This is a genomic window from Streptomyces sp. NPDC008317, assembly GCF_042955955.1.
Taxonomy (GTDB): Bacteria; Actinomycetota; Actinomycetes; order Streptomycetales; family Streptomycetaceae; genus Actinacidiphila.
On the sequence record NZ_JBIBFQ010000005.1, the window covers coordinates 401,515 to 426,051 of the forward strand.

General features: G+C 72.9%; 23 protein-coding genes. 13 read left to right on the forward strand and 10 right to left on the reverse strand.

Annotated features, from left to right (window positions below):
* Positions 1-53 precede the first annotated feature (53 nt).
* Positions 54-500, forward strand: a complete 447-nt coding sequence (locus ACFY9V_RS18955) for an Lrp/AsnC family transcriptional regulator (protein ID WP_355341274.1) — start codon at positions 54-56, stop codon at positions 498-500.
* On the opposite strand, the gene ACFY9V_RS18960 is transcribed toward ACFY9V_RS18955, so the two are convergent.
* Positions 490-3,885 carry an AAA family ATPase gene (locus ACFY9V_RS18960; protein ID WP_391161996.1) on the reverse strand — a complete coding sequence of 1,132 codons (3,396 nt, stop codon included), beginning with the start codon at positions 3,883-3,885 and terminating at the stop codon, positions 490-492. The two genes, ACFY9V_RS18955 and ACFY9V_RS18960, sit on opposite strands and share 11 nt — an antisense overlap.
* The gene (locus ACFY9V_RS18965) at positions 3,885-5,084 is read right to left on the reverse strand and encodes an exonuclease SbcCD subunit D (protein WP_355341280.1); all 1,200 of its coding nucleotides are present in this window, start codon (positions 5,082-5,084) and stop codon (positions 3,885-3,887) included. The genes ACFY9V_RS18960 and ACFY9V_RS18965 overlap by 1 nt, the downstream gene beginning before the upstream one ends.
* 403 nt (positions 5,085-5,487) lie before the next feature.
* Between ACFY9V_RS18965 and ACFY9V_RS18970 the strand changes: the two genes are divergently transcribed.
* Together ACFY9V_RS18970 and ACFY9V_RS18975 are read left to right on the forward strand one after the other, a co-directional pair.
* Positions 5,488-6,549, forward strand: a complete 1,062-nt coding sequence (locus tag ACFY9V_RS18970) for a zinc-binding dehydrogenase (RefSeq protein WP_391161997.1) — start codon at positions 5,488-5,490, stop codon at positions 6,547-6,549.
* Between the two features lie 37 nt (positions 6,550-6,586).
* On the forward strand, positions 6,587-6,958 hold the full coding sequence (locus ACFY9V_RS18975) for a MerR family transcriptional regulator (RefSeq protein WP_391117895.1): 372 nt from the start codon (positions 6,587-6,589) through the stop codon (positions 6,956-6,958).
* A 26-nt stretch (positions 6,959-6,984) separates the two neighbouring features.
* On the opposite strand, the gene ACFY9V_RS18980 is transcribed toward ACFY9V_RS18975, so the two are convergent.
* Entirely contained in the window at positions 6,985-7,617 is a 633-nt protein-coding gene (locus tag ACFY9V_RS18980) for a YigZ family protein (protein WP_391045207.1), read from the reverse strand.
* A gap of 108 nt (positions 7,618-7,725) precedes the next feature.
* Between ACFY9V_RS18980 and ACFY9V_RS18985 the strand changes: the two genes are divergently transcribed.
* Positions 7,726-8,133 (forward strand): CoA-binding protein, encoded by a 408-nt coding sequence (locus tag ACFY9V_RS18985; RefSeq protein WP_355341292.1) that lies wholly within the window; start codon positions 7,726-7,728, stop codon positions 8,131-8,133.
* A gap of 22 nt (positions 8,134-8,155) precedes the next feature.
* A complete protein-coding gene (locus tag ACFY9V_RS18990) occupies positions 8,156-8,392 on the forward strand; it encodes a hypothetical protein (protein ID WP_391161999.1) in 237 nt (78 codons plus the stop codon).
* 33 nt (positions 8,393-8,425) lie between these two features.
* Here the strand turns inward: ACFY9V_RS18990 and ACFY9V_RS18995 are convergent, their stop codons facing one another.
* Positions 8,426-8,956 (reverse strand): YbaK/EbsC family protein, encoded by a 531-nt coding sequence (locus tag ACFY9V_RS18995; protein WP_355341298.1) that lies wholly within the window; start codon positions 8,954-8,956, stop codon positions 8,426-8,428.
* Positions 8,957-9,020: 64 nt separating this feature from the next.
* Positions 9,021-9,773, reverse strand: a complete 753-nt coding sequence (locus ACFY9V_RS19000; protein WP_355341301.1) for an acyltransferase — start codon at positions 9,771-9,773, stop codon at positions 9,021-9,023.
* Positions 9,774-9,916: 143 nt separating this feature from the next.
* Here ACFY9V_RS19000 and ACFY9V_RS19005 point away from each other — a divergent pair, with 143 nt between their 5' ends.
* A complete protein-coding gene (locus tag ACFY9V_RS19005) occupies positions 9,917-10,429 on the forward strand; it encodes a gamma carbonic anhydrase family protein (RefSeq protein ID WP_355341366.1) in 513 nt (170 codons plus the stop codon).
* 129 nt (positions 10,430-10,558) lie between these two features.
* Here the strand turns inward: ACFY9V_RS19005 and ACFY9V_RS19010 are convergent, their stop codons facing one another.
* Together ACFY9V_RS19010 and ACFY9V_RS19015 are read right to left on the reverse strand one after the other, a co-directional pair.
* The gene (locus ACFY9V_RS19010; protein ID WP_355341304.1) at positions 10,559-11,221 is read right to left on the reverse strand and encodes a DedA family protein; all 663 of its coding nucleotides are present in this window, start codon (positions 11,219-11,221) and stop codon (positions 10,559-10,561) included.
* 163 nt (positions 11,222-11,384) lie between these two features.
* Positions 11,385-11,837: a DUF4442 domain-containing protein gene (locus ACFY9V_RS19015; protein WP_355341307.1), complete on the reverse strand. Its 453-nt coding sequence runs from the start codon at positions 11,835-11,837 to the stop codon at positions 11,385-11,387.
* Between the two features lie 72 nt (positions 11,838-11,909).
* Here ACFY9V_RS19015 and ACFY9V_RS19020 point away from each other — a divergent pair, with 72 nt between their 5' ends.
* Entirely contained in the window at positions 11,910-13,175 is a 1,266-nt protein-coding gene (locus ACFY9V_RS19020) for a hypothetical protein (RefSeq protein WP_355341310.1), read from the forward strand.
* A 136-nt stretch (positions 13,176-13,311) separates the two neighbouring features.
* On the forward strand, positions 13,312-14,712 hold the full coding sequence (locus ACFY9V_RS19025; protein ID WP_391162000.1) for an MFS transporter: 1,401 nt from the start codon (positions 13,312-13,314) through the stop codon (positions 14,710-14,712).
* On the opposite strand, the gene ACFY9V_RS19030 is transcribed toward ACFY9V_RS19025, so the two are convergent.
* Both ACFY9V_RS19030 and tuf read right to left on the reverse strand, forming a co-directional pair.
* Positions 14,652-15,452, reverse strand: a complete 801-nt coding sequence (locus ACFY9V_RS19030) for a fused MFS/spermidine synthase (RefSeq protein ID WP_391162222.1) — start codon at positions 15,450-15,452, stop codon at positions 14,652-14,654. The two genes, ACFY9V_RS19025 and ACFY9V_RS19030, sit on opposite strands and share 61 nt — an antisense overlap.
* A gap of 444 nt (positions 15,453-15,896) precedes the next feature.
* Positions 15,897-17,084: an elongation factor Tu gene (gene tuf / locus ACFY9V_RS19035; protein ID WP_355350244.1), complete on the reverse strand. Its 1,188-nt coding sequence runs from the start codon at positions 17,082-17,084 to the stop codon at positions 15,897-15,899.
* A 522-nt stretch (positions 17,085-17,606) separates the two neighbouring features.
* Between tuf and ACFY9V_RS19040 the strand changes: the two genes are divergently transcribed.
* Positions 17,607-18,842, forward strand: a complete 1,236-nt coding sequence (locus tag ACFY9V_RS19040) for an MFS transporter (RefSeq protein ID WP_391162002.1) — start codon at positions 17,607-17,609, stop codon at positions 18,840-18,842.
* 201 nt (positions 18,843-19,043) lie between these two features.
* Positions 19,044-19,847, forward strand: coding sequence for a VTT domain-containing protein (locus ACFY9V_RS19045; RefSeq protein ID WP_391162004.1), 804 nt, complete (start codon positions 19,044-19,046; stop codon positions 19,845-19,847).
* Here ACFY9V_RS19045 and ACFY9V_RS19050 read toward each other — a convergent pair.
* Entirely contained in the window at positions 19,804-20,415 is a 612-nt protein-coding gene (locus ACFY9V_RS19050; RefSeq protein ID WP_355350251.1) for a flavin reductase family protein, read from the reverse strand. The genes ACFY9V_RS19045 and ACFY9V_RS19050 overlap by 44 nt on opposite strands.
* Positions 20,416-21,127: 712 nt before the next feature.
* On the opposite strand from ACFY9V_RS19050, the gene ACFY9V_RS19055 reads away from it, so the two are divergent.
* The 3 genes from ACFY9V_RS19055 to mdlC are packed head-to-tail and all read left to right on the forward strand — an operon-like array spanning position 21,128 to position 24,414.
* Positions 21,128-22,171 carry a UbiA family prenyltransferase gene (locus ACFY9V_RS19055; protein WP_391162006.1) on the forward strand — a complete coding sequence of 348 codons (1,044 nt, stop codon included), beginning with the start codon at positions 21,128-21,130 and terminating at the stop codon, positions 22,169-22,171.
* A 9-nt stretch (positions 22,172-22,180) separates the two neighbouring features.
* Complete coding sequence (locus ACFY9V_RS19060; RefSeq protein WP_391162007.1) at positions 22,181-22,870, forward strand: hypothetical protein; 690 nt, start codon at positions 22,181-22,183, stop codon at positions 22,868-22,870.
* A complete protein-coding gene (mdlC, locus tag ACFY9V_RS19065) occupies positions 22,861-24,414 on the forward strand; it encodes a benzoylformate decarboxylase (RefSeq protein WP_391162009.1) in 1,554 nt (517 codons plus the stop codon). Before ACFY9V_RS19060 ends, mdlC begins: the two co-directional genes overlap by 10 nt.
* The last annotated feature ends 123 nt before the right edge of the window (positions 24,415-24,537 follow it).

Genomic DNA, 24,537 nt, shown 5'->3' on the forward strand with positions numbered 1-24,537 from the left:
CTTCCCCCGCAAATGCCTTGATCGGCCGGGCTTTCCCTTGCTATCCCTCGTGCATGACCGCTTATTCCCTCGACCCGACCGACTGGCGGCTGCTGGAGGCCCTGCAACGCGACGGCCGGGCCAGTTACGCCGAGCTGGCCCGTACCGTCTCGATGTCGCCGAGCGCCGTCACGGAGCGGGTCAGGCGCCTGGAGGAGGCCGGGGTGATCACCGGATATTCGGCGGTGATCGACCACGACCGGATCGGGCTGCCGATCCTCGCGATGGTCCGGCTGCGCTATCCGACCGGCAATTACCGGCCGTTCCACGACATGCTGGCGACCACCCCCGAGGTGCTCGAGGCGCATCACGTGACGGGGGACGACTGCTTCGTGATGAAGGTCGCGGCGCGGTCCATGCGGCATCTGGAGGAGACCACCGGGCGGATCGCCGGGCTCGGCGCGGTCACGACCAGCATCGTCTACTCCTCACCGCTGGAGCGGCGCCCCCTCACGCTCTGACCGGCCCGCTTCCGGCGGCCGGTGCCCCGGTCCGCATCCGCACGCTCGATCCGTCCCTGCCCTTGACGACCCGCAGTTGGGCCGGGATGCGGTGTCGCAGGTCGGCGACGTGGCTGACGATGCCCACCGCGCGGTCGCGTTCCCGCAGGCCGTCGAGGACGTCGAGCACTTCGTCGAGGGTCTGGTCGTCGAGGCTGCCGAAGCCCTCGTCGATGAAGAGGGTGTCGAGGCGGGCGCCGCCCGCCTCGTCGGTCACGACATCGGCGAGGCCGAGCGCGAGGGCCAGCGACGCGAAGAAGGTCTCGCCGCCGGAGAGCGTCGCGGTGTCGCGTTCGGTGCCGGTCCAGGCGTCGACCACCATCAGGCCGAGCCCCGACTTGGCCCGGCCGCCGCCGCGCGCGTCGGTGTGCACGAGGGTGTAGCGGCCCGAGGACATGCGCTGGAGGCGAACGGCCGCCGCGGCGGCGACCTGTTCCAGCCGCGCCGCCAGCACGTACGTCTCCAGCTCCATCCGGTAACGGTTCTCCGCGGTGGTGGCGGAGGCGAGGTCGGAGAGCCGGGCGATGGCGTCGAACTCCGCGCGGGCCGGGGCGAGTTCCCTGGTACGGGTGGCGGCCTGCGCGGACAGCCGGTCGAGTTCGGCGCGGCGGGTCGCGGCGGCGGACTCGGCGGCCGATGCGGCGCGCAGCCGGTCGGTCGCGGCGGCGAGTGCGGCCTGCGCGGCTGCCGGGTCCGCGGGCGGCAGTTGGGCCGCGGCGGCGGGTTCGGGCGCGGCGAGGTCCGCTTCGACGGCGGCCTCCTCCTTGGCCCACGCCTCGGCCTCGCGCTCGGCGCGCCACAGCCGTTCCGGGTCGAGCAGCGCGGCCTCGGCGTCGGCGGGCGCCGCGAAACCGGCGCGCGTCGCGGCCTCCGCGAGTGCCGTGTCGGCCTCCGCGAGCCGCTGCCGGCTGTCGCTCCGGTCGCGTACGGCGTGCGCCGCCCGGTCGAGCAGCGCGATCCGCGCCGACAGCCGGGCCCGCCGGTCCGCGACGCTCGCGTACCCGGCCCGCGCCTGGTCCAACTCGGCGCTCAACCGCCGCTGCTGCGCGTCCAGTTCCTCCCGCCGCGAGGTGCGTACGTCGGTCCTGCTCTGTGCCTCGTGCCGCTGCGCCGTGCGGCGGTCGCGCTCCTGTTCCGCGCGCTCCAGCGCCCGGCGCGCCTCGGACACGTCGGCCGCCGCGCGTGCGGTGGTGGAGTGTTCGGCCTCCAGTACGGCGCAGGCGGCGGTCAGCCGGGCCAGCGGCTCGTCCCCCGCCGTGGCGGCGGCGGCCTCCCACGCGGCCGCGATCCGGTCGGCTTCGGTACGCGCCGACTCGTGCCCGGCCGCGGCGCGTTCGTAGGCCGCGCCCGCCGCGTCCTCGTCGGCGCGGGTGACCTGCTGCGCGGCGGGCCGCGCGGGGGCGGGGTGTTCCGGCGAGCCGCACACCCGGCAGGGCTCGCCGTCCGCCAGCTGCTCGGCCAATTCGGCGGCGATGCCGTCGATCCTGGCCTCCCGCAGGTCCTGCCATGTCTCCCTGGCCCGTGCCGCCGTGTCCCGCGCGTCCCGCGCCCGGTCCTGCGCCCGCGTCAACTCCTGTGCCAGCCGGTCGCGTTGGTTGGCCGCGTCCCTGCGGCGCCGCGCGGTCTCCAGCTCAGCCGCCAGGCCCGCAGCCCTGGTCGCGGCCTCGGCCGCGCCGTCCGCCCTGGTCTGCAAGGCGGTGCGCAGCGTCGGCCACTCCTCCAGCCACCCGTCGGCCTCGCGTACGGCTCCCTCGTCCGCGCGCTCCTCCCGGTCGAGCGCCGCGCGCCGCTCGGCGATCTCCCGCACGCGCTGCTCGGCCTCTCCGGCGCGGGCGAGGCCGCCCAGCTCCTCCCGCAGCTCCCCCGCGCGTCCCGCCAGCGCCTCGGCGCGCCAAGACCCGTGCTCCGCCGGGCTGTTGGGCGACACGGAGGCGGATTCGGGTGCCACCTCGCCCCGGCCGGCCTTCCGTTGCTCGCCGAGCCTGACGTCGTGACGGTCCACGGACCTGACCTCGGTCGGCCTGACGGTCCGCTCTTCGCCGTACCCGACAGACGCCCGATCGGCGGGCCCACCGGCCGACCGCTGCTCGCCGGGCCCGCCGAGCGGCAACTGGCCACCGGGCCCGGTGTCTTGGCCGTCCGAGGACCGGCCGGGCTCGGCCGGGCCGGAAGCCGGTCGGGGGCCCGGCGCGTCGGCCGCCAGTGGACCGGCCGCCTGCCGGGCGGGCGTCTCCACCGGGGATCGGTGGTGCGGTACGGCGGGCGTCGGGGGCTGTTCGCCCGCGGTCGTCAGGTCCGTGAGGACGCGGTGTTCGAGGGCGACGGCTTCGCGGTGTTGGAGGGCGGCCTTGTCGCGCAGGGCGAGGGCGGGTTCGACGGTCGCGGCGCGGTGGGCGCGGGCCAGGCGGTCGCGGGCGGCGGCGCGGTGGGCGCGCTCACCGTCAAGGGCGGCGGCGCGGCGGCGGGCCTCGGCGTGCCGGGACTGGAGGGCGGAGAGGTCGCGGGCGGCGTCGAAGCCGGTGGCGGCGGCGCGGTGGGCGGCCTCGGCGTGCCGCAGGGCCTGCGCGGCGATCGTGGCGGCCTCGCGGGCGTCGCAGCGCAGGACCGCGGCCCACTCCAACAGCCCTTCGGGCGAGGGGCCTTCGTCCGGCGCTCCGTCAGCAACGGCCCCGGCCGCCAGGCCGCCCGCGGCCTGCCGCATCCGCTCGGCGAGGTGGACCAGCCCCTTGTCACCGGCGGCGAGCCGCCCGGCCGCGTCCTGCTTGCGGTCGCGCAGCCAGTGCTCGACGGCCTTGAAGCGGCGCGTGTCGAAGAGCCGTCCGAGCAGTGCGGTCCTTTCGGTGGCGCTCGCGCGCAGGAAGGTGGCGAATTCGCCCTGCGGCAGCAGCACGACCTGGCAGAACTGCTCGCAGCTCATGCCGACGAGCTGCTTGATCTCCTCGCCGATCTCCTGGTGCGACTTGGACAGCGCCTGCCATCCGCCGTCCTTGTGCTCGCGCAGCAGCGTGACGGCCTTGTCCATGGTGGTGCCGGTGCCGCGCTTCTTCGCCCGCGGCTGCTCGGGCCGCCGGGTGATCTCCAACCGCCGTGTCCCGACGGTCAGTTCGAGGACGACCTCGGTGGCGGTGCCCGCCGCCGCGTGGTCGCTGCGCAGCCGCGTCACCGGCCGGGCGCCGGGCACCTGGCCGTAGAGGGCGTAACAGACGCCGTCCAGGACGGAGGTCTTGCCGGAGCCGGTGGGGCCGTGCAGGAGGAAGAGCCCGGCGGCGGAGAGTTCGTCGAAGTCGACGCGCTGGGTGGCCGCGAAGGGGCCGAAGGCGGTGAGTTCGAGGCGGTGCAGTCGCATCAGGCGCGTTCCGTCCGTACGGTGTCCGCCCGTACCGCGTCGAAGGCCGCGCTCAGCGTGGCGCTCTCGTGCGCGGCGGGCGCGGAGCCGCGGACGTGGGCGACGAAGTCCTCGGCGATCTGCTGGTCGCTGCGCCCGCGCAGCCGCCTGGCGTACGAGGCGAGCGGGTCGTCGTCACCGGTCTCGGGCTCGAAGGCGAGGCTGAGGACGTGCGGGAAGCGTTTCGCGAGCGCGGCCATCGGCTCGTGCGGGCGGAAGGGGTCGGTGAGGGTGGCCTCCACCCAGGCGTCCTCGTGCCGGTCGAGCGCCGGGTCGGCGATCAGGTCGTCGAGACGTCCGCGGATCCGGGCGAGCGCGCGCGGCACGGGCGTGTCGACCCGTTCGGCGTCGATGGCGCCTTCGGGGCCGAGGCCGACCAGCCACATGCTCTTGCGGTGGTGCTCCTCGGAGAAGGAGTACGCGAGCGGCGAGCCGGAGTAGCGGATCCTCCCCTGGCCTTCGGCCAGGGGCTCGCCCGTCGCGTCGCGCTCGGTGAGGGTCTGGCAGCCGTGCAGGTGGCCGAGTGCCACGTAGTCGACGCCGTCGAAGACCTCGGCGGGTACGGCCTCGACGCCGCCCGCGGTGATGTCGCGCTCGCTGGCGCAGGGCGCGGCGCCGGTGACGAAGGCGTGCGCGAGCACGACGCTGCGCGTGCCCGCGGGGCGCTCGGCGAGGTCGGCGCGGATCCGGTCCATGGCGGCGCCGAGCACCGCCGTGTGGTCGGCCCGGTCGGCGGCGAACTCCTCGCGCGCCAGGGCCGGTTCGAGGTACGGCAGCCCGTAGACGGCGACGTCGCCGTGTTCGTCGGTGAGCACGACGGGCCGGTGGCAGCTCGCCGGGTCGGTGCGCAGGTGGATGCCGGAGCGGCCCATGACGCGGGCGCCGACGCCGAGCCGCCGGGCCGAGTCGTGGTTGCCGGAGATCATGACGGTGGGCACGTCCAGGTCGGCGAGCCGGTGCAGTACGTCGTCGAAGAGTTCGACGGCGGACAGCGGCGGGACCGCGCGGTCGTAGACGTCCCCGGCGACGAGGACGGCGTCCACGCGTTCGGCGCGGACGGTGTCCACGAGGTGGTCGAGGAAGGCGCGCTGGGCGTCGAGCAGGCTGACGCGGTGGAAGGAGCGTCCCAGGTGCCAGTCCGAGGTGTGCAGAAATCTCACGCGACCGCTCCGACCCGCACGCTCACCCTCGCCGTTCCTCGACTCCCGCGGGCGTCAGACGACTTCGACTGGCTTCCGCGGGCACCTGTGCCGCGCCGCTTCCGGCGCCCGATCCGTACCGCTGCGATCTTCTCATCCGGGCTCGCGGCCCGTGCGCCGTGGCTCACCGGCGGTGGTCATGGAGTGTAGAAGGTCGCCGCCCGGCAGGCGGTGGAGATCGCTGATCAGGTCACCGGAAAGCCAGGAAACTGGCGTAAGACCCTGTAATTCGCCAGCAACTCCCCTAAAAGGGCACACCGCTTGACCCTGACGCGCGGGTCAGGGATTAACGTCACCGCGCCCCGGCCGACGGCACCGCACCACACCGCCGCCCCGAATCCGCGCGTCCTCAGGAGACCCGTCCATGTCCGCAACGCCACCGGTAGCCCCTCAGGCAAGCCCCTCTGTCCTGCCCCGCACCAGCCGCGAAGTGCGGATCGTCGCCGTCCCCCGAGGACTGCCCTCGCCCGGGGACTTCGCCGTCGTTCAGACGCCGCTCCCGGAGCCGGGCCCCGGCCAAGTCCTCGTCCGCAACCGGCACTTCCTCGTCTTCCCCGGCCTGCGCACCCTGCTCGGCGGTGAGAGCGACGGCGTCCCGCTGCCGCCGCTGCGCCACGGCGACACGCTCTTCGGGCCCGCCGTCGGCGAGGTGGTCGCCGCGCCCGACGGCGACGGGCCGCGTCCCGGTGACACGGTGCTGCACCTGCTCGGCTGGCGCGAGTACGCGCTGGTGCCCGCCGCCCAGTGCGCCGTGCTGGACGACACGCTGCCCGACCCGGTGGCGTATCTCGCCCAGGGTTCCTCCGCGTACGGCGCGCTCACCCGGCTGGCCCAGGTGCGGGCGGGCGACACCGTCTTCGTCACGGGCGCGGCGGGGGCGGTCGGCACACTGGCCGGGCAGGTCGCCAGGCTGCTGGGCGCGGCCCGGGTGATCGGCAGTACGGGCTCGCCGTGGAAGGCCGACCGGCTGCGCTCCGAACTCGGCTACGACGCGGTCGTGTTGCGCGGCTCCGGGCCGTTCGCGCGTCAGCTCGCCGAGGCGGCGCCCGGCGGTGTGGACGTCGTGCTGGACACCGTCGGCGGCGAGCAGTTGGCCGCGGCTCTCGGCGCGGCCAACCAGGGCGCGCGCTTCGCGCTGATCGGCGCGCTGTCCGGGCAGCTCTCCGCGGACCGGGCGGGCGGCAGCGCTCCCGTCGAGATCGACTCGTACCGGCTCGTCGTCAAGGGCCTGTCCCTGCGCGGCTACAGCGGTACCGACCACCCGGAGGTCGAGGCGGAGTGGACCTCGCGCTTCGGCGGCTGGCTGCGCTCGGGCGAGATCCGCTTCCCGTACACGACGGTCACCGGCATCGAGCGCGCGCCCGAGGCGCTGCCGGATCTGATCGGCGGGCGGCACTTCGGGGCTGCGATAGTGGAGCTGGAGTAGGGATGGGCTAGCGGCACGCGGACCGTCAGGGGGACGGATGCGGATCGGCGAAGCGGCGGCAGCCGCCGGAACCACCCCGCGCGCACTGCGCTTCTACGAGCAGCGCGGCCTGCTGCCGCCACCGGCCCGCACCGGCTCCGGCCAGCGCGACTACGGTCCCGCCGAGGTCGCCCGGCTGCGCGTGATCCGTGAGCTGCTCGCCCTCGGCCTGACCGTCGAGGATCTGCGCAGCCGCGCCCACCGCCTCCACCTCCTGGCGGCCGACCCGCCCGCCCCCTGCGACGGTTCCGCCGACCGGCCCGGCTCCTTCGCCGACGTCGTCGACCGCCGGCTCGCCCTCCTGGACGCCGAGATCGACCGCCTCACCCGCCTGCGCACCGACCTCGCGGAGCGCGCCCGAGGACGCTAGGGCGTGTCCGTAAAGTCGGACATGCCCTAGGGCGTCACGGTCACATACGCGCTTCCGCCCACCGTCACCTCGGCGGCGCCCGATGTGGCGTCCGCCAGCCAGGAACGGAAGCCGGGGAGATCCGCCTGCGGTACGCCCAGGTCGATGGTCACGGCGGCGGCGTACGCGACACCGCGGATGGCGTGTCCGGCGGCGCGCAGCTCGTTCTCCAGCCGCCCGGCCCGCTGGTGGTCCACGGTGACCGTGACCAGGACGAGCCGCCGCCGCTCGACCGTGCCGATCTCGTCCAGCGCGGCGGTGACGGCGCCCCCGTACGCGCGGGCCAGTCCGCCCGCCCCGAGCTGGACACCGCCGTAGTACCGCGTCACGACGGCCGCCGTGTCCCGGACCTCGCGGCCCAGCAGCGCCTGGAGCATCGGTGTGCCCGCCGTCCCGCCCGGCTCCCCGTCGTCACTGGCCCGGTGCAGCCGCCCCTCGGGGCCGATGACGTACGCGAAGCAGTTGTGGCTGGCCCCGGCGTGCTCCTTGCGGACGCGGGCGATGAAGTCCTGCGCCGCCTCCTCGCTCGCCACGGGCGCGAGCGCGCACAGGAACCGCGAGCGCTTGATCTCGCTCTCGCAGACCCCCGCCCGCGCCACCGTCAGATACCGGTCCACCATCCGGTCAGCCTACGGGCCGCGACCGGGAATGGCGGGCGCGGGAGGCGTGTTTGACCAGGCACGACGGCAGTACGTGGACGATGTGACGGCGAGCGGCTGGAGGACGGCGTGTACGGCGACGCGGAGACGGTGCGGAAGATCCTGACCGGTACCGGGGACACATGGGCGGTGGTGGGGCTGTCGAACAACACCTCACGGGCCGCCTACGGAGTCGCGGGCGTGCTCCAGCGGTTCGGCAAGCGGGTCGTGCCGGTGCACCCGAAGGCCGAGACCGTGCACGGCGAGCAGGGGTACGCCTCGCTGGCCGACATCCCGTTCCCGGTCGACGTGGTCGACGTGTTCGTGAACTCCTCGCTCGCGGGTGGGGTCGCGGACGACGCGGTGGCCGTGGGCGCGAAGGCGGTGTGGTTCCAGCTCGACGTGATCGACGAGGCGGCGTACGAGCGCACCCGGGCGGCCGGCCTGGAGATGGTGATGGACCGCTGCCCGGCGATCGAGATCCCGCGCCTGCCCTGACCTGTGGGTTTACGGTGGGGGTATGGGACGCAAATCTCCGCCGCCGCCGTTCGGACTCGACGAGCGGACGTATGCGCAGCTCTGGTACTACGCGCTGCCGGTGCTGGCTTTCGTCCTCGGTCTGGTCGTGCTCGTGGCGCTGATGGGTGTGCTGTCCGGGGCGTGGAAGATCTTCGCCGTGCTGGCCGGTGTGGCGGTCGGTACAGCCGTGGTGGCGGGCGGCAGGGCCCTGCACCGCAGGCTGGAGGACCGCTCGTGACCTGCGGCTCCGCGGCCCGGTGGCCCCGCGTCGTCAGATGCCGAGTCCTTCGAGGACGACCGCTCCGGGCAGCGCGGCCAGCGCCTTGCCCGACACGATGAGCTTGCCGCGGCGCGCGCCGCTGCCGATGACCAGGTGCGGCGCCTCCACGACGGCCGCGTCGACGAGCAGCGGCCAGTCGGCGGGCAGACCGACGGGGGTGATGCCGCCGTACTCCATGCCCGTCTCGCCCACGGCGGTGTCCATCGGCGCGAACGACGCCTTGCGCGAGCCCAGGTGGCGGCGGACCGCGCCGTTGACGTCGACACGCGTGGTGGAGAGCACCAGGCACGCGGCGAGCGTGACGTCCTGGCCGCGCTTGCCCGCGACGACCACGCAGTTCGCCGAGGCGGTCAGCAGGTCGTCGCCGTAGGTCTCGACGAAGACGGCGGTGTCGGCCTTCTCCGGGTCCGTGTCGACGTAGAGCATGTCGGGTGTCACGGCGGCGGCGACCGGCGGCGGGAGCAGGTCGCGGCGCTCGGTGGCGGGGTGGGCTTCGTCGAAGTTGCCGATCGGTGCGCGCATACGGGCAACGTAACAAATGCCCGCACGGCGGCGGAGATTCAGGGCGAGCGCCGGGGCCGGGCGCTCAGGGCCGGTCCTCCAGATCGGCCAGCGCCAGCAATTGCTCGGGGGTGACGCCCTCGGGGACCGGCAGCGGCGGCGGGGTGCGCAGGGGCGGCTGCCAGCCGGTGTCCGGGTCCCAGCGCCGTACGATCCGGGCCGGCGCTCCGGCGACCACCGCGAAGTCGGGCACCTCGCCGCGGACCACGGCGCCCGCCGCCACGACCACATTGCGGCCGAGCCGCGCACCGGGCAGGATCACGCACCCCGAGCCGAGCCAGCTCCCGCTGCCGATCTCGACCGGCGCGGTGCGCGGCCACTGCTTGCCGACGGGCTGGGTCGTGTCGTCGTACGAGTGGTTGTCGCTGGTGACGTAGACGTACGGGCCGCAGTAGACGTCGTTGCCGAAAACCACCGGTACGGACGCGACGACGTGGCTGCCGCGGCCGAGGACGACGCCGTTGCCGAGGCGCAGGACGGGGTCGGGCCCGAGGTCGAGGCCCGGCATCATCCCGGCGGTGAGGGTGACCTGCTCGCCGATGACGCAGTGGTCGCCGAGGTGGATCCACGGCTCGCCGAAGACGGTGCCCTGCGGGAAGGCGAGCCGGGTGCCCTCGCCGATCCGGCCGAAGCGCAGCGGTCCCGGGCGCGCGGCGGTGACCGCGCCCGCGTTCTGCACCCAGCGCCAGCCGCGGTGCACCATCCGCGATCCGACGCGGCGACGCCAGGCCGTGGCGGCGGCGGTCGCGGAGGAGAACACGTTCTCGTTCTTCGGCACGGGCCCACCGTATACGGTGCCGGGTGGAGACCACAGGACCGACGACGAGGGCGGTGGGCATGACGGACCCGGCGGTTACGCGGAGCGCGGGCGCGGCAGGCGCGGAGGGCGGGAGCACGACGGGCGGCGGCGTCCCCGTACCGCTGATCGCGGACATTCTGGGCCGCGCACCGGAGATCGACCCGACCGCGTTCACCGCTCCCGGCTCGGTGGTGCTCGGGGATGTCACGCTGGGCGCGGGCGCGAGCGTCTGGTACCACGCGGTGCTGCGCGGCGACTGCGAGTCGATCACGGTCGGCGCGGGCTCCAACATCCAGGACAACTGCACGGTGCACGCCGACCCCGGCTTCCCCGCCGTCGTCGGCGAGGGCGTCACGGTCGGGCACAACGCCGTCCTGCACGGCTGTGTGATCGAGGACGACGTCCTGGTCGGGATGGGCGCCACGGTGCTCAACGGCGCGCATATCGGCACCGGTTCGCTGATCGCGGCGGCGGCGCTGGTCCCGCAGGGGATGCGGGTGCCGCCGGGATCGCTGGTTGCGGGCGTGCCCGCGAAGGTGCGCAGGGAGCTGACCGAGGAGGAGAAGGCGACGGTACGGCTGAACGCCGAGCATTACGTGGCGCTGGCCGACGCGCACCGGGAGTCGCTGGGCTGACGGCGGACGCGCACCGCGAGTCCCTGACGCGACGGCCGACACACGGACGGCGAGTCCCTGACCGACGGCCGACACACGGACGGCGGGCCCGGAGGTCCGGGACCCGCCGTCCGCGCAGTGTCGTACGGCCTACTCGCCCTGCGCCACCGCGACACCGGGTGCCGCCGGTGCCTCCTGCTGCTCGAACTCCGCCTGCGCCTTGGCGGCGCGCCGCCTCACGAAGAGGAACGAGGCGATGCCGAAGAGCACGGCCGCGGCGAGTCCGAAGTAGCCGAACCTCTTCAGCCAGGGTTCGGCGACCACGCCCACGTAATAGATGACCGCGGTGGTGCCGCCCGCCCAGACGATGCCGCCGAGCAGATTCGCGATCAGGAACTTCCAGTACGGCATCTTGAGCACACCGGCCAGCGGCCCGGCGAAGATCCGCAGCAGGGCCACGAAGCGGCCGAAGAAGACCGCCCACATGCCCCAGCGCTGGAACGAGCGTTCCGCGGTGGCCACATGGCCGGGCGAGAAGTGTTTGGGGAATCTGCGGCCGAGCCGGTCGAGCAGCGGTTGGCCGCCGCGGTGCCCGATCGAGTAGCCGATGGAGTCGCCGCCGACCGCGCCGATGATGGCGGCGGTGCCGACCAGCCAGGGGTTGACGTGCCCTTGCGAGGACAGCAGCGCGGCGCTCATCAGGACGATCTCGCCGGGCAGCGGGATGCCCAGGCTCTCGACGCCGACGACCAGACCGACCATCAGATAGACGAGGATCGGCGGGATGCCGTCGAGCCACTCCTGGACGTGCACAGCGCGGTTCCTCCCCTGGACAACGGTGGGTTGCGCGCACGCGGCGCACACCGCCGAAGCCTAACGGACCGATCGCCGCGAAAGTCCGGTCAAGAGCGAGTCAAACACGCCGATCGGCGGGCCGTCCGGGGCGGCGCTCCGCGACCGGCGTGAAGTGCCCGGTTCAGCGGTTCGGCCGGAGCGTCCACACCACCGTCATGTGCGCGGTCTCGGCGCCGTCCTCCCTGCTGATGGAGATCTCGACGGGGAACTCGGGTCGCTCCCCCGCGTCCAGCTCGGCGACCACGTCGGCGGCGGGCCGCCCCAGTTCGGCGGTGGCCGTCACCGGGCCCATCGCCAGCTTGCTGTAGGCGATCTCGGCGCGGACGGCGAGCGGCACGGCCCGGCCGAGCTGGTCGCCGAAGGCGGCGAGCACGATCGCGCCGCTCGCGGACTCGGCGAGGGTGAACATCGCGCCCGCGTGCGGACCGCCGACGTGGTTGTGGAAGTCGGGCTGGTCGGGCAGCAGCACGACGGCGCGTTCCGCCGTGGTCTCGATGTACTCGAGGTTGAGGGTGCGGGCCATCGGCACGGTGGCCGCCATCATGTCGCCAATGGAAGGCAAGGTCTCGGACATGGCGCGATGTTACCAGCCAGTAGCGGTATCCGGCGTGGAACCGTCGGGCCCACTCCCCTAGTGTTTCCAGCCATGTGGCCAGGAGAACAGCACAACGGGGGAGAGCAGAACCCGCAGGGCGCCCCCCCGCCGAATCCGCCGGGGCCGTACGGCCGGCCGACGCCTTACGACACGCCCTCGCCGTACGCTCAGCCGGGCTACCAGCAGCAACCGAACCAGCCCGCCCAGTCCGGTCCGCCGAACTTCCAGAAGCCGCCGGAGCATCCGCCGGCCCCGCCCTACGGCCAGCCGCCCTCGGGACCTGGCCAGGCCGCGCCGCCGAACCAGTCGGCGGCGCCCACCCAGCCGTACGGGCAGCCCGGTTACGGCACCCCGTCCCCGTACAGCCAGCCCGGCTACGGGCAGCAGCCGCCCGGCGGCTACCCGACTCCGCAGAACTGGGGGCCGCCCGTGCCCGGCGGTCCCGGCGGTCCCGGCGGCCCTGGCGGCCAGCCGCCGCAGCGCGACCGCAAGGGGCTGACGGTCGGCATCGCGATCACCGCCGCTGTCGCGGTGATCGCCGCGGTCGTCGTCGGCGCGGTCTACCTCACCGGTGACGACAAGAAGAAGACGGACGCGAAGGACGGGAGTCCGACCGCGTCGGCGCCGCAGTCGCCCACGGGCACGCCGTCCACCACCGCGCCCACCTCCACCGCCACGGGCGGCAACGCCGACACGGGCGACTCGCCGCGCGGCGATCCGGCGGCGCTCGACGTCAAGCCGGTCATTCCGGGCTGGAAGGTCGTCATCCGCAGCGAGCGCAATGTCGCCTTCGACGTACCGCCGGACTGGTCGGTCGACAGCGAGGGCATGACGATCGGCTTCGAGGACAAGAACGGCGACCCGGCCGTCGCGATGAGCGCGCCCGCGTACTACAAGAAGGACTGGTGCAAGAACGGCAACAGCAGCGCCGACCGCGCCGCCGTGGGCACCAAGGGCGCCAACGGGGCGAAGAGCGTGCGCAACGCCGCCGAGGTGCAGGCCGTGTCGTGGGCGTACTGGGCCTATCAGGACAACGGCAAGGGCACCTTCTCCAAGGTGCAGAACAGCAAGGCGTTCCACAACGCGCACGGCATCTCGGGCTGGCAGGCGTCGGCCACCGCCGCCAACATCCCGAAGAGCAGCAAGTGCTCGGCGGACGGGGCCGCGTACACCGTCGCCTGGAGCGACCCGACGCAGACGGACGCCGCCAAGAAGCTCGTGGTGTGGGTGCTCTACGCCGACCGCGGGGTGCCCGACCAGCTCTCGGATTCGGTGATCGACAAGATCAAGAGCACGATCCGGCCGCTGAAGAAGTAGCAAGGAGCGGCGGGGAGCGAGCGAGCGGGGAGCGGCGAGGAGCGAGCGGGGAGCGGCGGGCGGCGGGTGCCCGCCGCTCCCGGACCGGCCGGAATCCGTTTGCGAGAGGAAACGGACTGCGGGCATAGTCCCCCGGGTGACCTCGAACGACACGGCCCGCAGCGGCGGCCCCTCCGACGCCCGCCCGCCCGGCCCGCGTTCTCGGGATCCCAGGAGCCGCCTCCCGTCCTGGGCCGGGCGGAATTTCCAACTGCTGGTCACCGCCTCGTTCATCACCAACCTCGGCAACTCCGGCGCGCTCATCGCCGCCGCCTACGCCGTCATCGAGTCCGGCGGCAGCGCCACCGGCGTCGGTCTGGTGGCCGCCGCCAGGACCCTGGCCATGGTGGTCTTCCTGCTGATCGGCGGCGCGGTCGCGGACCGTATCCCGCGTCAGCGGGTGATGGTGACGGCCAACCTCGTCAACGCGCTCTCGCAGGCCGCCTTCGCGGTGCTCGTCCTGGCCGGGCACGCCGCGCTGTGGCAGATGGCGCTGCTGACCGCGGTCGGCGGCGGCGCGCACGCCTTCTTCTCCCCCGCCTCCGAGGGCATGGTGCTCTCCACGGTCGAGTCCGCGCACGCGGGCAAGGCCTTCGCCGTCTTCCGGATGTCGATGAACGGCGCGACCATCGGCGGCGCGGCCGTCGGCGGCGCGCTCGTCGCCGCGTTCGGGCCCGGCTGGGTGCTGGCGATCGACGCGCTGGGCTTCGCCGCCGCTGCCGCCATGCGCTCCCGGCTGCACGTCGCCGCGGGCGACCGCCCGGCGCGGGCGTCCGGCATCGTCAGCGATCTGCGCGAGGGCTGGCGGGAGTTCGTCTCCCGCTCCTGGCTGTGGGGCATCGTCGTGCAGTTCGCCGTGGTCAACGCGGTGGTCGGCGCGGCCGAAGCGGTGTACGGGCCGCTGGTCGCCCGCGACCATCTCGGCGGCGCGGGACCCTGGGGCCTGGCCATGGCCGCCTTCGGTGTCGGCACGGTCGGCGGCGGCCTGCTGATGATGCGCTGGAAACCGCGCCGCATGCTGCTCGCGGGCACCCTCGGCGTCTTCCCCCTGGCCCTGCCGAGCGCCACGCTCGCCCTCGCCTCTCCCCTGTGGATCCTGGCGCTCGCCATGTTCATCACGGGCGTGGCCATCGAGGTCTTCGCGGTCGGCTGGATGCTCGCGCTGCACCAGGAGATCGCCGAGGACAAGATGTCACGCGTGTCGGCGTACGACTGGTTCGGCTCGGTGGCCGTGACACCGATCGCCCTGGCCCTCGCCGGTCCCGCCGCCAGCCTCTTCGGCCGTACGCAGGCGCTGTGGGGCTGCTCCGCGGTGGTCGTGCTGCTGACGGGCGCCGTGCTGACGCTGCCGGACGTACGACGGCTGGAACGGCGTACGGGCGGCGGGCACGGGGTGGTGGCGGGCAGCAGCGTGGCGCACGCGGACGCCGTTCCCGCTCAGCCGACGGTGAAGGCGCCGTCCGGCGGGGTCGGCGAGGGCGCGGCCGACGTGTCGTAGACCGGGCGGGCGCGGCCGGTGAAACGGTCGAGCGCGGCGCCGTGCACCACGCGGGCGGGGAAGGCGTCGGCGGCGCACAGCCGGGCGAGCGCGTCCACCGGGAGCGGCGCGGCGCTGGCCACGAGCACCGCGTTGCCGAAGCGACGGCCGCGCAGCACGCCCGGCTCGGCGAGCAGGCAGATCTCGGCGGGGGCGGGGAACACGGCGCGGACCGTGGCCAGTTGGGACCGCAGGAAGGCGAAGGGGGCCGCGTCGGCGACGTTCGCGACGTAGACGCCGCCGGGGCGCAGGACGCGGTGCGCGGCGCGGACGAACTCCACCGACGTCAGGTGCGCGGGTACGCGCGCGCCGCCGAAGACGTCCGCCACGACCGCGTCCGCGCTCGCCTCGATCGCCGTGGCCAGCCACGCGCGCGCGTCCGCCGTGTGCACCGTCACCGACGCGGGGTCGGCCAGCGGCAGATGCTCGGCGACCAGCGCGGCCAGCCGCCGGTCGGCCTCGACGACGTCCTGCCGCGACCCCGGCCGCGCCCACGTCAGCCACCGCGGCACCGTCATCCCGCCGCCCCCGAGATGCACGGCCGCCACCGGCTCCCCCGGCGCGCTCCCGGCCTCCAGCGCGTACGCGATCCGCCGCACGTACTCGAACTCCAGGCATTCCGGATCGTCCAGGTCCACATACGACTGCGGTGCCCCGTCCACCGTCAACAGCCAGCCCCGTGGCCGGTCCACGTCCGGCATCAGCCGGGCTTCCCCGAAGTCCACGGGGCGGATCACGGGGACCGCTTCGGGGGCGGGGGCCTCGTCCGGGGCGGGGGCCTCTTCTGGGGCGGGGGCCTCGTCGGGGGCGGGGGCCTCGCCGGGGGCGGGGGCCTCTTCTGGGGCGGTTGGCGGGTCCTCCGGGGTGTGGCTCACGGGGTCATTGTCCCAGGCGGGCGGTTTCCGTACGGGGGTGCGGGTGTCCGTGCGGGCCGATGGCCGCCGTCGTGGGATCGGGGCTGCCGAGCGGGCGGGGGTCGGGCGCGATCCGTACCGGCGCGTGCGCGGGGCCCCGCGCACGGCCCGGCCCCGCCGTCCCCCGGTTGTTCGGGGGTCGACGGGGCCGGGTTCTGTCGCGGCCGGGCCGCGATGGGCCGAGCCCTCTTGTGGCCGGGCCCTGTTGGGCGGGGTCGCCGGGTGGGCGGCTCAGCCCACGGCGGTGACCGTGCCCGCGCCGACCGTGCGCCCGCCCTCGCGGATCGCGAAGCCGAGACCCGGCTCCAGCGGGAGCGGGCGGCCCAGCTCGACGCTGATGTCGGCGGTGTCGCCGGGCAGCGCCATGCCGCCCGGCCCGCCGAAGTCGACGTCGCCGACCACGTCCGCGGTGCGGATGTAGAACTGCGGCCGGTAGCCGGTGGAGACCGGCGTGTGCCGGCCGCCCTCGGCCGCGGGCACCATGAAGACCGTCGCCGTGAACCGCGTGTGGGTGGCCACGCTGTCCGGCGCCGCGACGATGTCGCCGCGCCGCACCTGGGCGCGCTGCACACCGCGCAGCAGCAGCGCCACGTTGTCACCCGCCTGCGCGGACTCCATCGGCTTGCCGAAGGTCTCCAGACCGGTCACCACACTCACCAGCGGCCCGTCGCCGTGCCCCTCGCCGTACACCTCGACGCGGTCGCCCGGCCGTACGGTCCCTCGCTCGACCGCGCCCGTCACGACGGTGCCGCGCCCGGTGATGGTGAGCACGTTCTCCACCGACAGCAGGAACGGCGCCTCGGTGTAGCGCACCGGGACCGGCACGTGCGTGTCGACCGCGTCGAGCAGCGCCTCGATCGCGGCGGTCCACCGCGGGTCGCCGTCGAGCGCGCGCAGCCCGGAGACGCGCACGACGGGCAGCGTGTCGCCCGGGTACCCGTGGGCGGTGAGCAGTTCGCGCACCTCCAGTTCGACCAGGTCGGCCAGCTCCGGGTCCCCCGCGTCCGCCTTGTTCAGCGCGACGACGATGTGCCGGACACCGACCTGCTTGGCGAGCAGGACGTGCTCCGCGGTCTGCGGCATCACGCCGTCGAGCGCGGAGACGACCAGGATCGCGCCGTCGAGCTGCGCGGCGCCGGTGATCATGTTCTTCACGTAGTCGGCGTGCCCCGGCATGTCCACGTGCGCGTAGTGCCGGGTGTCGGTCTCGTACTCGACGTGCGCGATGGTGATGGTGATCCCGCGGGCCGCCTCCTCCGGGGCCCGGTCGATCCGGTCGAACGGCACGAAGGTGCCGGTCCCGCGGTCGGCCAGGACCTTGGTGATGGCGGCGGTGAGGGTGGTCTTGCCGTGGTCGACGTGACCCATGGTGCCGATGTTGAGGTGTGGCTTGGTGCGCACGTAGTTCTGCTTGGACATGACGGACGTCGTCTCTTCTCTTCCTCTGACGGAGTTGTCTGACGCGGCCGGACCCCATGAGCCGGACCGACCCTCCCCCTGCGGGGTCCGCCGGATGACTGTCCGGGGAGGGTCAGCGTCGTGCGCCGTCGAAGAAGGTGTCCCGTGCGCTCCGGGCAGCCTTCGTCGGCGCGACCGCTGCTGCGGTGGCGTCTGCGAGGAAGGTGAGCCGGAGCATGCGGTGATCATCCCTGCCGGGTCGGTGGTACGTCCAAAGGTTTTCCGTCGCCTTCCGGGGAGGCGTGGCGTGATGGTCGACACGACTTCACCCGGTGGTGACGTATGCGAAGCAACCGCGTGTGAGAATTTGTTCCGCGAAGGAACTTAGAAGGTGCCGGGCACCGCCGCGAGCCCGAGCGCGGCACTCACGATGTCCGCCCGCACGAACCCGGCTTGCATGAACCCGGCGTGCACGAACCCTCCCCGTACGAACCCGGCGCCTTCGGGCCCCGAACACCGACCACTTCAGAAGGATGCTGCTCCATGCCCCTGGCCATACTCGCTCTGGCGGTGAGCGCCTTCGGCATCGGCACGACCGAATTCGTGATGATGGGCCTGCTGCCCAACGTCGCTGACGACCTGGGCACATCGGTGCCCACCGCGGGCTATCTCGTCTCCGCCTACGCCCTCGGCGTCGTGCTCGGCGCGCCCCTGCTCACCGCGCTCGGCTCCCGCGTCCCGCGCAAGCGGATGCTCCTGCTGCTGATGGCGCTCTTCACGCTCGGCAACGCGGCCTCCGCCGTGGCCCCCGGCTACAGCACCCTGCTCGTGGGCCGCTTCCTGGCGGGCCTGCCGCACGGTGCCTTCTTCGGTGTCGGCGCCGTCGTCGCGGCCCGGATGGTGAGCGAGGACCGCAGGGCGCGGGCGGTGGCCGCGATGTTCCTCGGCCTGACGATCGCCAACATCGTCGGCGTGCCGGCCGCGACCGCGCTCGGCCAGAGTCTCGGCTGGCGCGCGACCTTCCTCGTGGTGTCCGTGATCGGCCTGATCGCGCTGGGCTCGCTCGCGCTGCTGATCCCGCGTCTGCCCACCGACGAACACGTGGGAGTGGCCCAGGAGTTCCGCGCCCTGCGCGAGCCGCAGGTGCTGCTCGGCCTGCTCACCGCCGTGTTCGGCTTCGCCGGGATCTTCGCCGTCTACAGCTATCTCGCGTCGATGATGACCGAGGTCACCGGCTACGCCGACTCCTCCGTCACGTGGCTGCTCGCCCTCTTCGGCGTCGGCATGACGCTGGGCACGCTCGCCGCGGGCCCCCTCACCGACCGGGCCCTGCGGCCGACGCTGTACTTCTCGCTCGGCGCCCTGGCCGTCGTCCTCTTCGGCTTCCACTACGCGGCCGAGTCCAAGGTCGCCGCCCCGATCGGGGTGGTCGTGCTCGGCGCCGTCGGCTTCCTCACCACCACGCCGATCCAGATGCTGGTCATGAACAAGGCCCGCCAGGCCCCGACCCTGGCCTCCGCCTCCAACCACTCCGCGTTCAACCTCGCCAACGCCGGCGGCGCCTGGCTCGGCGGCGTCGCCATCTCGGTCGGCTGGGGCTGGACCTCCCCCGCCCTGGTCGGCGCGGTCCTCGCCGCCGCCGGACTCGGCATCGCCGTGACCGCCGGCGTCCTCGACCGCCGCACGCCCCACGCCGCCTCCCCTGTCGTCACCGGCCGCGGCCCGCAGCTCCAGAAGGCGGAGGGAGACGGGGAGTTGACGGTGGCAGACACGGTGTGACGCGGGGGCCGCGCGGAGTTCGACGGTCTTCCGCCGGACTCCGCCCTCGGCCCGTACGGCGTGCGCCACGCACCCGTCCCCGGCCCGTACGGCGTGCGCCGCGCACCCGTCCCCGGCCGTAGACGTGTCGCGGCGCCCCGCCCCCGCCGTGGGGCACCCCGGCAGGCGCCATCTGCCGCCCGTCTCGATTACGCTGCCTGAATGCTCGACCGCTTCCCGCGAGTCCCGGTCTCCGCTCCGTACGGGGCGGCCGTCCGTCTTTCGCGCGTGCTGCTCTCCCCGTGGGCGCGGTTCGCGCTGCTGATCCTGCTGTTGGCGGGCGCGGGGGCCGCCGTACTGGCATGGCAGCCGCAGCATCTGCTGACGCACGGCCTGCCGCGTACATCGGGCACGATGGCGGTCGTCCTCTTCGCGCTCGCGTACGGCGTGTGCACCGTCGCGTTCGTCCCGCGACCGCTGCTCAACGCCGCCGCCGGGGCGCTCTACGGCATCCACGCCGGGCTGCCCGCCGCCATAGCAGGGACCGTGCTGGGCGCGGGTCTCGCGTTTCTGCTCGGGCGGCTGCTCGGCCGTGACGCCGTACGGCCCTTCCTGCGCGGGCGGATCGCGCTATCGCTCGACCGGCAGCTCAGCAAGCACGGCTTCCGCAGCACACTCGCGCTGCGGCTCTTCCCCGGTGTGCCCTTCGCCGCCGCCAACTACGCGGCGGCCGTCTCCCGTATCCGGCTGCTGCCCTTCCTCACCGCCACGGCGGCGGGCAGCGCGGCGAACACCGCCGCCTACGTGGTCGCGGGCAGCCGCGCCGCCTCACCGACCTCGCCGGTCTTCCTGCTGGCCCTCGGTTTCCTGGGCGTCACGGGTGTGGCGGCGGCCATGGTGGCCCGCCGCACCCGCTCGGCGCGTGCGGCCGACCCGGATTCCACCGAGCCCTCGGACTCCTCCGAGACGGTCGCCGGAGCGGTCACATCCCCGGACCGGACCAGTCCGCCAGCGGAATCCGCTTGATCTCCAGGATCTCGCCGAGCGTCCCCCACTCGTCCTTGCCCAGCCGTGACAGCGGGCGCAGTTTCCGTACGTCCGGGTGCCCGTCGTCCATCACTGCCTCCGAGACGGCCGCGTGCACAACCCGCCCGAACACCACCGTCGAGTCCCCCAGCCGGACCGTGCTGTGCAGCTCGCACTCCAGCGCCACCGGCGAGGCCGCCACCCGCGGCGGCTTCACCCTCAGGCTCGGTTCCCGCGCGATCCCCACCGCGTCGAACTCACTCGTCCCGCGCGGGAAGTCCGTCGCCGTCGCGTTGATCTGCTCGAACAGATGCTCCGGCGCCAGGCTCACCACGAACTGCCCGGTCTCCTCGATGTTCCGCACCGAGTCCTTCCGCCCCACCGACGTGAACTGCACCACCGGCGGACTCACACACGCCACCGTGAAGAAGCTGTGCGGGGCCAGATTGTCCGTGCCCGCCGCCGACGTCGTCGACACCCAGGCGATCGGCCGGGGTACAACGACCGAGGTCAGAAGCTTGTAGAAGACGTTCCGTTCAACCTGGCCGGGATCAATGTCGATGCGCATGGTCCTCAGTATCCATGCACCCCCCACCGATCCCCACGCCGGATCGCGGCTTCTTCTCAGATGGGAGGCCGATGACATCATCCACGTAGTTCTGAGCGTCACTGCAACCCGACAGCTTCTTCCTGGCCGAGCTCGATACCGGTGACGCCCCGTTCCTCGGATGCTGTTCCTGGTGATGCAAGCCAACATTCCAGCAGCCCGGCCCTGAGCGTCAAGGCCCGGCCTGATGGTGCCCTCTACCGAACAGATCACCGACCCCGATCACCCGAATCTGCGACCGGTCTCCGACCGCAACGGTTTTCACGCCGTTCCGCGCGACCTCGGCCAGGGGCTCACCATCGCGACCTGTCCACGACGAAGAGGGCCAACACCGGCCAGAATTGCGCCGGGTGCCTGCAACGCCTTGAGGCGGATTTACCTTTACTGGTTACTTTCGCCGCCGCCTAAGCGGCTTTCAACACGCGACCAACTTTCAACAGGCGGGTCACAAAAAAAGCTGGTCGATTTCCTCGATCCAGTGCCACCATCATCGTGTAAGGATTCTCGATGGACCGGCCGCCACTACTGAGAACAGAGAAGGCCGCAGGCTGGTGGCCGTGGGGTACCGGACGATTGCGAAAGGTCGTCTGTCGGCGTTCTCGGTTGCGCTGATCCGGGATTACCTCGCTGCCCGACAGCACGTCCGGTACTGCCACCCCGAGGGAGACACAACATGTCCCGCTCTGCCGTGACTTCTCAATGTTTTCGTATCGAGCCTGCCGTCCTGTTCCGCTACCGTCAGGTCTGCGTCGCGCACCTGCAAACGTGGCGGCTCTACACCATCTGGTATCCCGGACTGGTCGGGCTGTCCGGAGCCTGCTTAACCGGAGATGCCGCTCCTGCCCGCCTGGTGTGTGCCTGGCTGGGACCGACCGCCGCCTGGATCGCCGCTCATTACCTAGGCGATTTCCTCGACCGGGAACTGGACGCCCACGCCAAGCCAGGCCGCCCCATCCCATCCGGGCGCATCGCTGAGCAGGCCGCGCTCGCCAGCGCAGGACTGGGGCTACTGGCCTTCAGCGGCAGCGCCGTGGTGCTGGGTGCGCGCGAACTCCTGCCCGCTGGTGCGATCGGTGCGGGGATTTTTCTGTACAGCGGCGCGTTGAAAGCGCGAGGGCTGGCCGGAAACCTGGTCCGCGGCTGCCTGACTGCGGCGGCATTCGTCTTTGGAGCGCTCGCCCCGCCAGGCCACCCGGACTGGCGGCTCGTCATCCCACTCGCTCTCGCGTTCCTGTCTCATGACACCGCCTCGAACCTGGTTGGCACTCTGCGCGACATTGACGGCGATCGGTCCGGCGGCTATCGCACCTTTCCCGTGCGCTATGGCGCTGGGCCCGCTCTCACTGTGGCCGCAGCCAGCTACTCGGTGGCGCTCTCCATCGGGTGGGCAGTGGAACTTCTTGCCAGGCCCAGGCACCACCTGCTGTTCGGCAGTCTCGTAGCTGCCGCGACCGTCATGGGCGCGCTCGGATTTTGGCGCTTGCACCGCCGCCGCGGAGCTCTGGACCAGGCGACTGCTCTGCGTGGCCATGAGGTGCTGGTACTGGAACGCCTGGTGCTCACTAGCGCCGTACTCGCCATCGGCATCGGCTGGTGGTGCCTGCCAGCGCTCGCGCTGCTGCTCACTCTGAGCGGGCTCACCCAGCAACGCATGCGCGCGGCCTACGAACAAACCCGGTCGGCTCGTCCGACGCAGGGACAGCACGCCAGCCCGTAGGAGTGAACCGTGTTCGCAATCCTGGTCGTCGCCGCCGGAATCGGCTGGACCGCGACCTACGTCCAGATCATCCAGCACGGCGTCCGCGACCGCGTCTACGGCATGCCACTGGCAGCGCTGTGCGCGAACATCTCCTGGGAGTTCATCTTCGCGTTCGTCCACCCCTACCCGCACCTACTGCGCCCCGTCACCGTCGTCTGGTTCTGCGTCGACCTGATTCTGGTGTACCAGGCCCTCAAGTTCGGGCCTGCGCAGTTCCCCTCCCTGAAACGCGGAATCTTCTACGCGATGTTCGCCCTGACCATGGCGTCCACCTATCTGAGTGTTCTGCTGCTGAGCAGCGAACTCGGCGACCGTTGGGGGGCCTACGCCGCCTTCGGTCAGAACCTGGCCATGTCCGTACTGTTCCTGACCATGCTCCACCACCGCGGCACCCTGGCCGGCCAGTCCCTGGGAATCGCGGTCACCAAACTGCTCGGTACGGTCCCCGCCTCGCTGGCGTTCTCCCTCTACCGGCGCCCCTACAGCGACTCCTCGCTGATCCACTTCCTGTGTGCCGCGATCTTCGTGTTCGACCTGCTCTACGTTCTCGCCGTGCGCGATGCCGTCCGCTCCCGCAGGACAGCGGGCGCCGGCGTACCAACGGCCCGTGCCGGTGCCGAGGCGCTGCCCAGTCAGGAGGCCACCAAGTGGCTGTGATCCGCGACATCGTCCACCACATGCTCAGGCAATGGGGGATGACGACCATCTTCGGCAACCCCGGCTCCACCGAACTCGGATTCCTGCAGGACTTCCCCAGCGACCTCAACTACGTCCTGACCCTGCACGAAGCCGTCGCCGTCCATGCCGCCCACGGCCATGCCCTGGCCACAGGTCGGCCGGCACTGGTGAACCTCCACAGCGGCCCTGGCCTCGGCAACGCGATGGGTGCCATCCTCGCAGCCAAGGCTGGCCGAGCGCCCCTGGTCATCACCGCCGGCCAGCAGACCCGACGCCTCGTCACCATGGAAGCGCTGCTCACCAACGCCGATGCCACCACGCTGCCCCGGCCGGCCGTCAAGTGGGCCTTCGAACCGCCCCGCCCGCAGGACGTCCCGGCCGCCCTGGCCCGCGCCCGGCACCTGGCGATGCAACCTCCCCAAGGGCCGGTGTTCTTGTCCCTGCCCGCGGACGACTGGGACGTCGAGGGCGAAGACCCGGCCCCGCTCACCGGCCGCCGTATCAGTGCCCGGTCCGTTCCCGCCCCGGGCACCCTCGCCGCCCTGACCGACCGCCTCGACCGGGCCAGACGACCCGTGCTCGTTCTGGGCTCCGGCCTGGACTCCGAGGCGGGGCGCGCCAGCGCCGTCCATCTTGCCGAACGCACCCGAACACCGGTGTGGACTGCGCCTTCCCAAGGGCGCAGTCCGTTCCCCGAAGACCACCCCCACTATCAGGGCGTCCTCCGCCCCGCCGCGCCGCTCCTGTGCCAGGCACTCGCCGAACACGACCTGATCCTGGTCGTCGGAGCCCCGGTTTTCCGCCATTACTTGGACCTGCCCGGCCCCCTCATCCCCCCGGGCAGTGAACTGGTCCTGCTCACCGACGATCCGGACGAGGCCGCCCGCGCCCCGGTAGGTGACGCCGTACTGGCCGATCCGGCCCTCGCCCTCGCCGCCCTGGCCGATCTGGCCGCCCCGGGCGGCCACCGGCCCCTGGTCCCGAGACGCCCCGCCGCAGCTCCAGCCACCGACCGGGCCGACCAGATCCTTGACTGCCTGGCCCACCTGTCCCCCGACACCGTCATCGTCAACGAGTCCCCCTCCACCCTCGACACCTTCTGGAACCGTGTCACCATCCGCCGCGCTGGCGGCTACTACACCAGCCCCGACGGCGGCCTCGGCTTCGGCCTCGCCGCAGCTGTCGGCATCCAACTCGCCGACCCCACCCGCCCGGTGGTGGCCGTGATCGGCGACGGATCGGCCCAGTACTCCATCACCGCCCTATGGACCGCCGCCGCTCTTCGGCTCCCGCTGACCGTCCTTGTCCTGCGCAACGATCGCTACGCCGTCCTGGACTGGTACGCCCAGCTCACCGGCCGAAAAATGGTCCCTGGGCTGACCATTCCGGGCCTGGACCACCCGTCCTTGGCCCGTGGCTACGGAGCCACCGCGCATCAGGTCGTCGACCTCGCGGCCCTGCCCGCCCTACTGCACCATCCAGTGTCCGAAAAGCGTCCGAAGGTTCTCGTCGCCGACCTGTGACGACCCGGTCCTCCTCCAGCCGAGCGACCCCACCCCGCGAACGACGGTGGGGAGGAGAGCCGTGGACGTTCAACGCCGCGGAACATTCAACGCCTCCGGTTCGGGCGACGCATGGCGCTCCCG

What these genes read in the sequence shown, in the direction of transcription:
- ACFY9V_RS18955 (WP_355341274.1), top strand. Translation starts at nt 54, where the DNA reads ATGACCGCTTATTCCCTCGACCCGACCGACTGGCGGCTGCTGGAGGCC.
- ACFY9V_RS18960 (WP_391161996.1), bottom strand. Translation starts at nt 3,885, where the DNA reads ATGCGACTGCACCGCCTCGAACTCACCGCCTTCGGCCCCTTCGCGGCC.
- ACFY9V_RS18970 (WP_391161997.1), top strand. Translation starts at nt 5,488, where the DNA reads ATGTCCGCAACGCCACCGGTAGCCCCTCAGGCAAGCCCCTCTGTCCTG.
- ACFY9V_RS18975 (WP_391117895.1), top strand. Translation starts at nt 6,587, where the DNA reads ATGCGGATCGGCGAAGCGGCGGCAGCCGCCGGAACCACCCCGCGCGCA.
- ACFY9V_RS18980 (WP_391045207.1), bottom strand. Translation starts at nt 7,617, where the DNA reads ATGGTGGACCGGTATCTGACGGTGGCGCGGGCGGGGGTCTGCGAGAGC.
- ACFY9V_RS18990 (WP_391161999.1), top strand. Translation starts at nt 8,156, where the DNA reads ATGGGACGCAAATCTCCGCCGCCGCCGTTCGGACTCGACGAGCGGACG.
- ACFY9V_RS18995 (WP_355341298.1), bottom strand. Translation starts at nt 8,956, where the DNA reads ATGCGCGCACCGATCGGCAACTTCGACGAAGCCCACCCCGCCACCGAG.
- ACFY9V_RS19015 (WP_355341307.1), bottom strand. Translation starts at nt 11,837, where the DNA reads ATGTCCGAGACCTTGCCTTCCATTGGCGACATGATGGCGGCCACCGTG.
- ACFY9V_RS19020 (WP_355341310.1), top strand. Translation starts at nt 11,910, where the DNA reads ATGTGGCCAGGAGAACAGCACAACGGGGGAGAGCAGAACCCGCAGGGC.
- ACFY9V_RS19030 (WP_391162222.1), bottom strand. Translation starts at nt 15,452, where the DNA reads ATGCCGGACGTGGACCGGCCACGGGGCTGGCTGTTGACGGTGGACGGG.
- tuf (WP_355350244.1), bottom strand. Translation starts at nt 17,084, where the DNA reads ATGTCCAAGCAGAACTACGTGCGCACCAAGCCACACCTCAACATCGGC.
- ACFY9V_RS19040 (WP_391162002.1), top strand. Translation starts at nt 17,607, where the DNA reads ATGCCCCTGGCCATACTCGCTCTGGCGGTGAGCGCCTTCGGCATCGGC.
- ACFY9V_RS19045 (WP_391162004.1), top strand. Translation starts at nt 19,044, where the DNA reads ATGCTCGACCGCTTCCCGCGAGTCCCGGTCTCCGCTCCGTACGGGGCG.
- ACFY9V_RS19050 (WP_355350251.1), bottom strand. Translation starts at nt 20,415, where the DNA reads ATGCGCATCGACATTGATCCCGGCCAGGTTGAACGGAACGTCTTCTAC.
- ACFY9V_RS19055 (WP_391162006.1), top strand. Translation starts at nt 21,128, where the DNA reads ATGTCCCGCTCTGCCGTGACTTCTCAATGTTTTCGTATCGAGCCTGCC.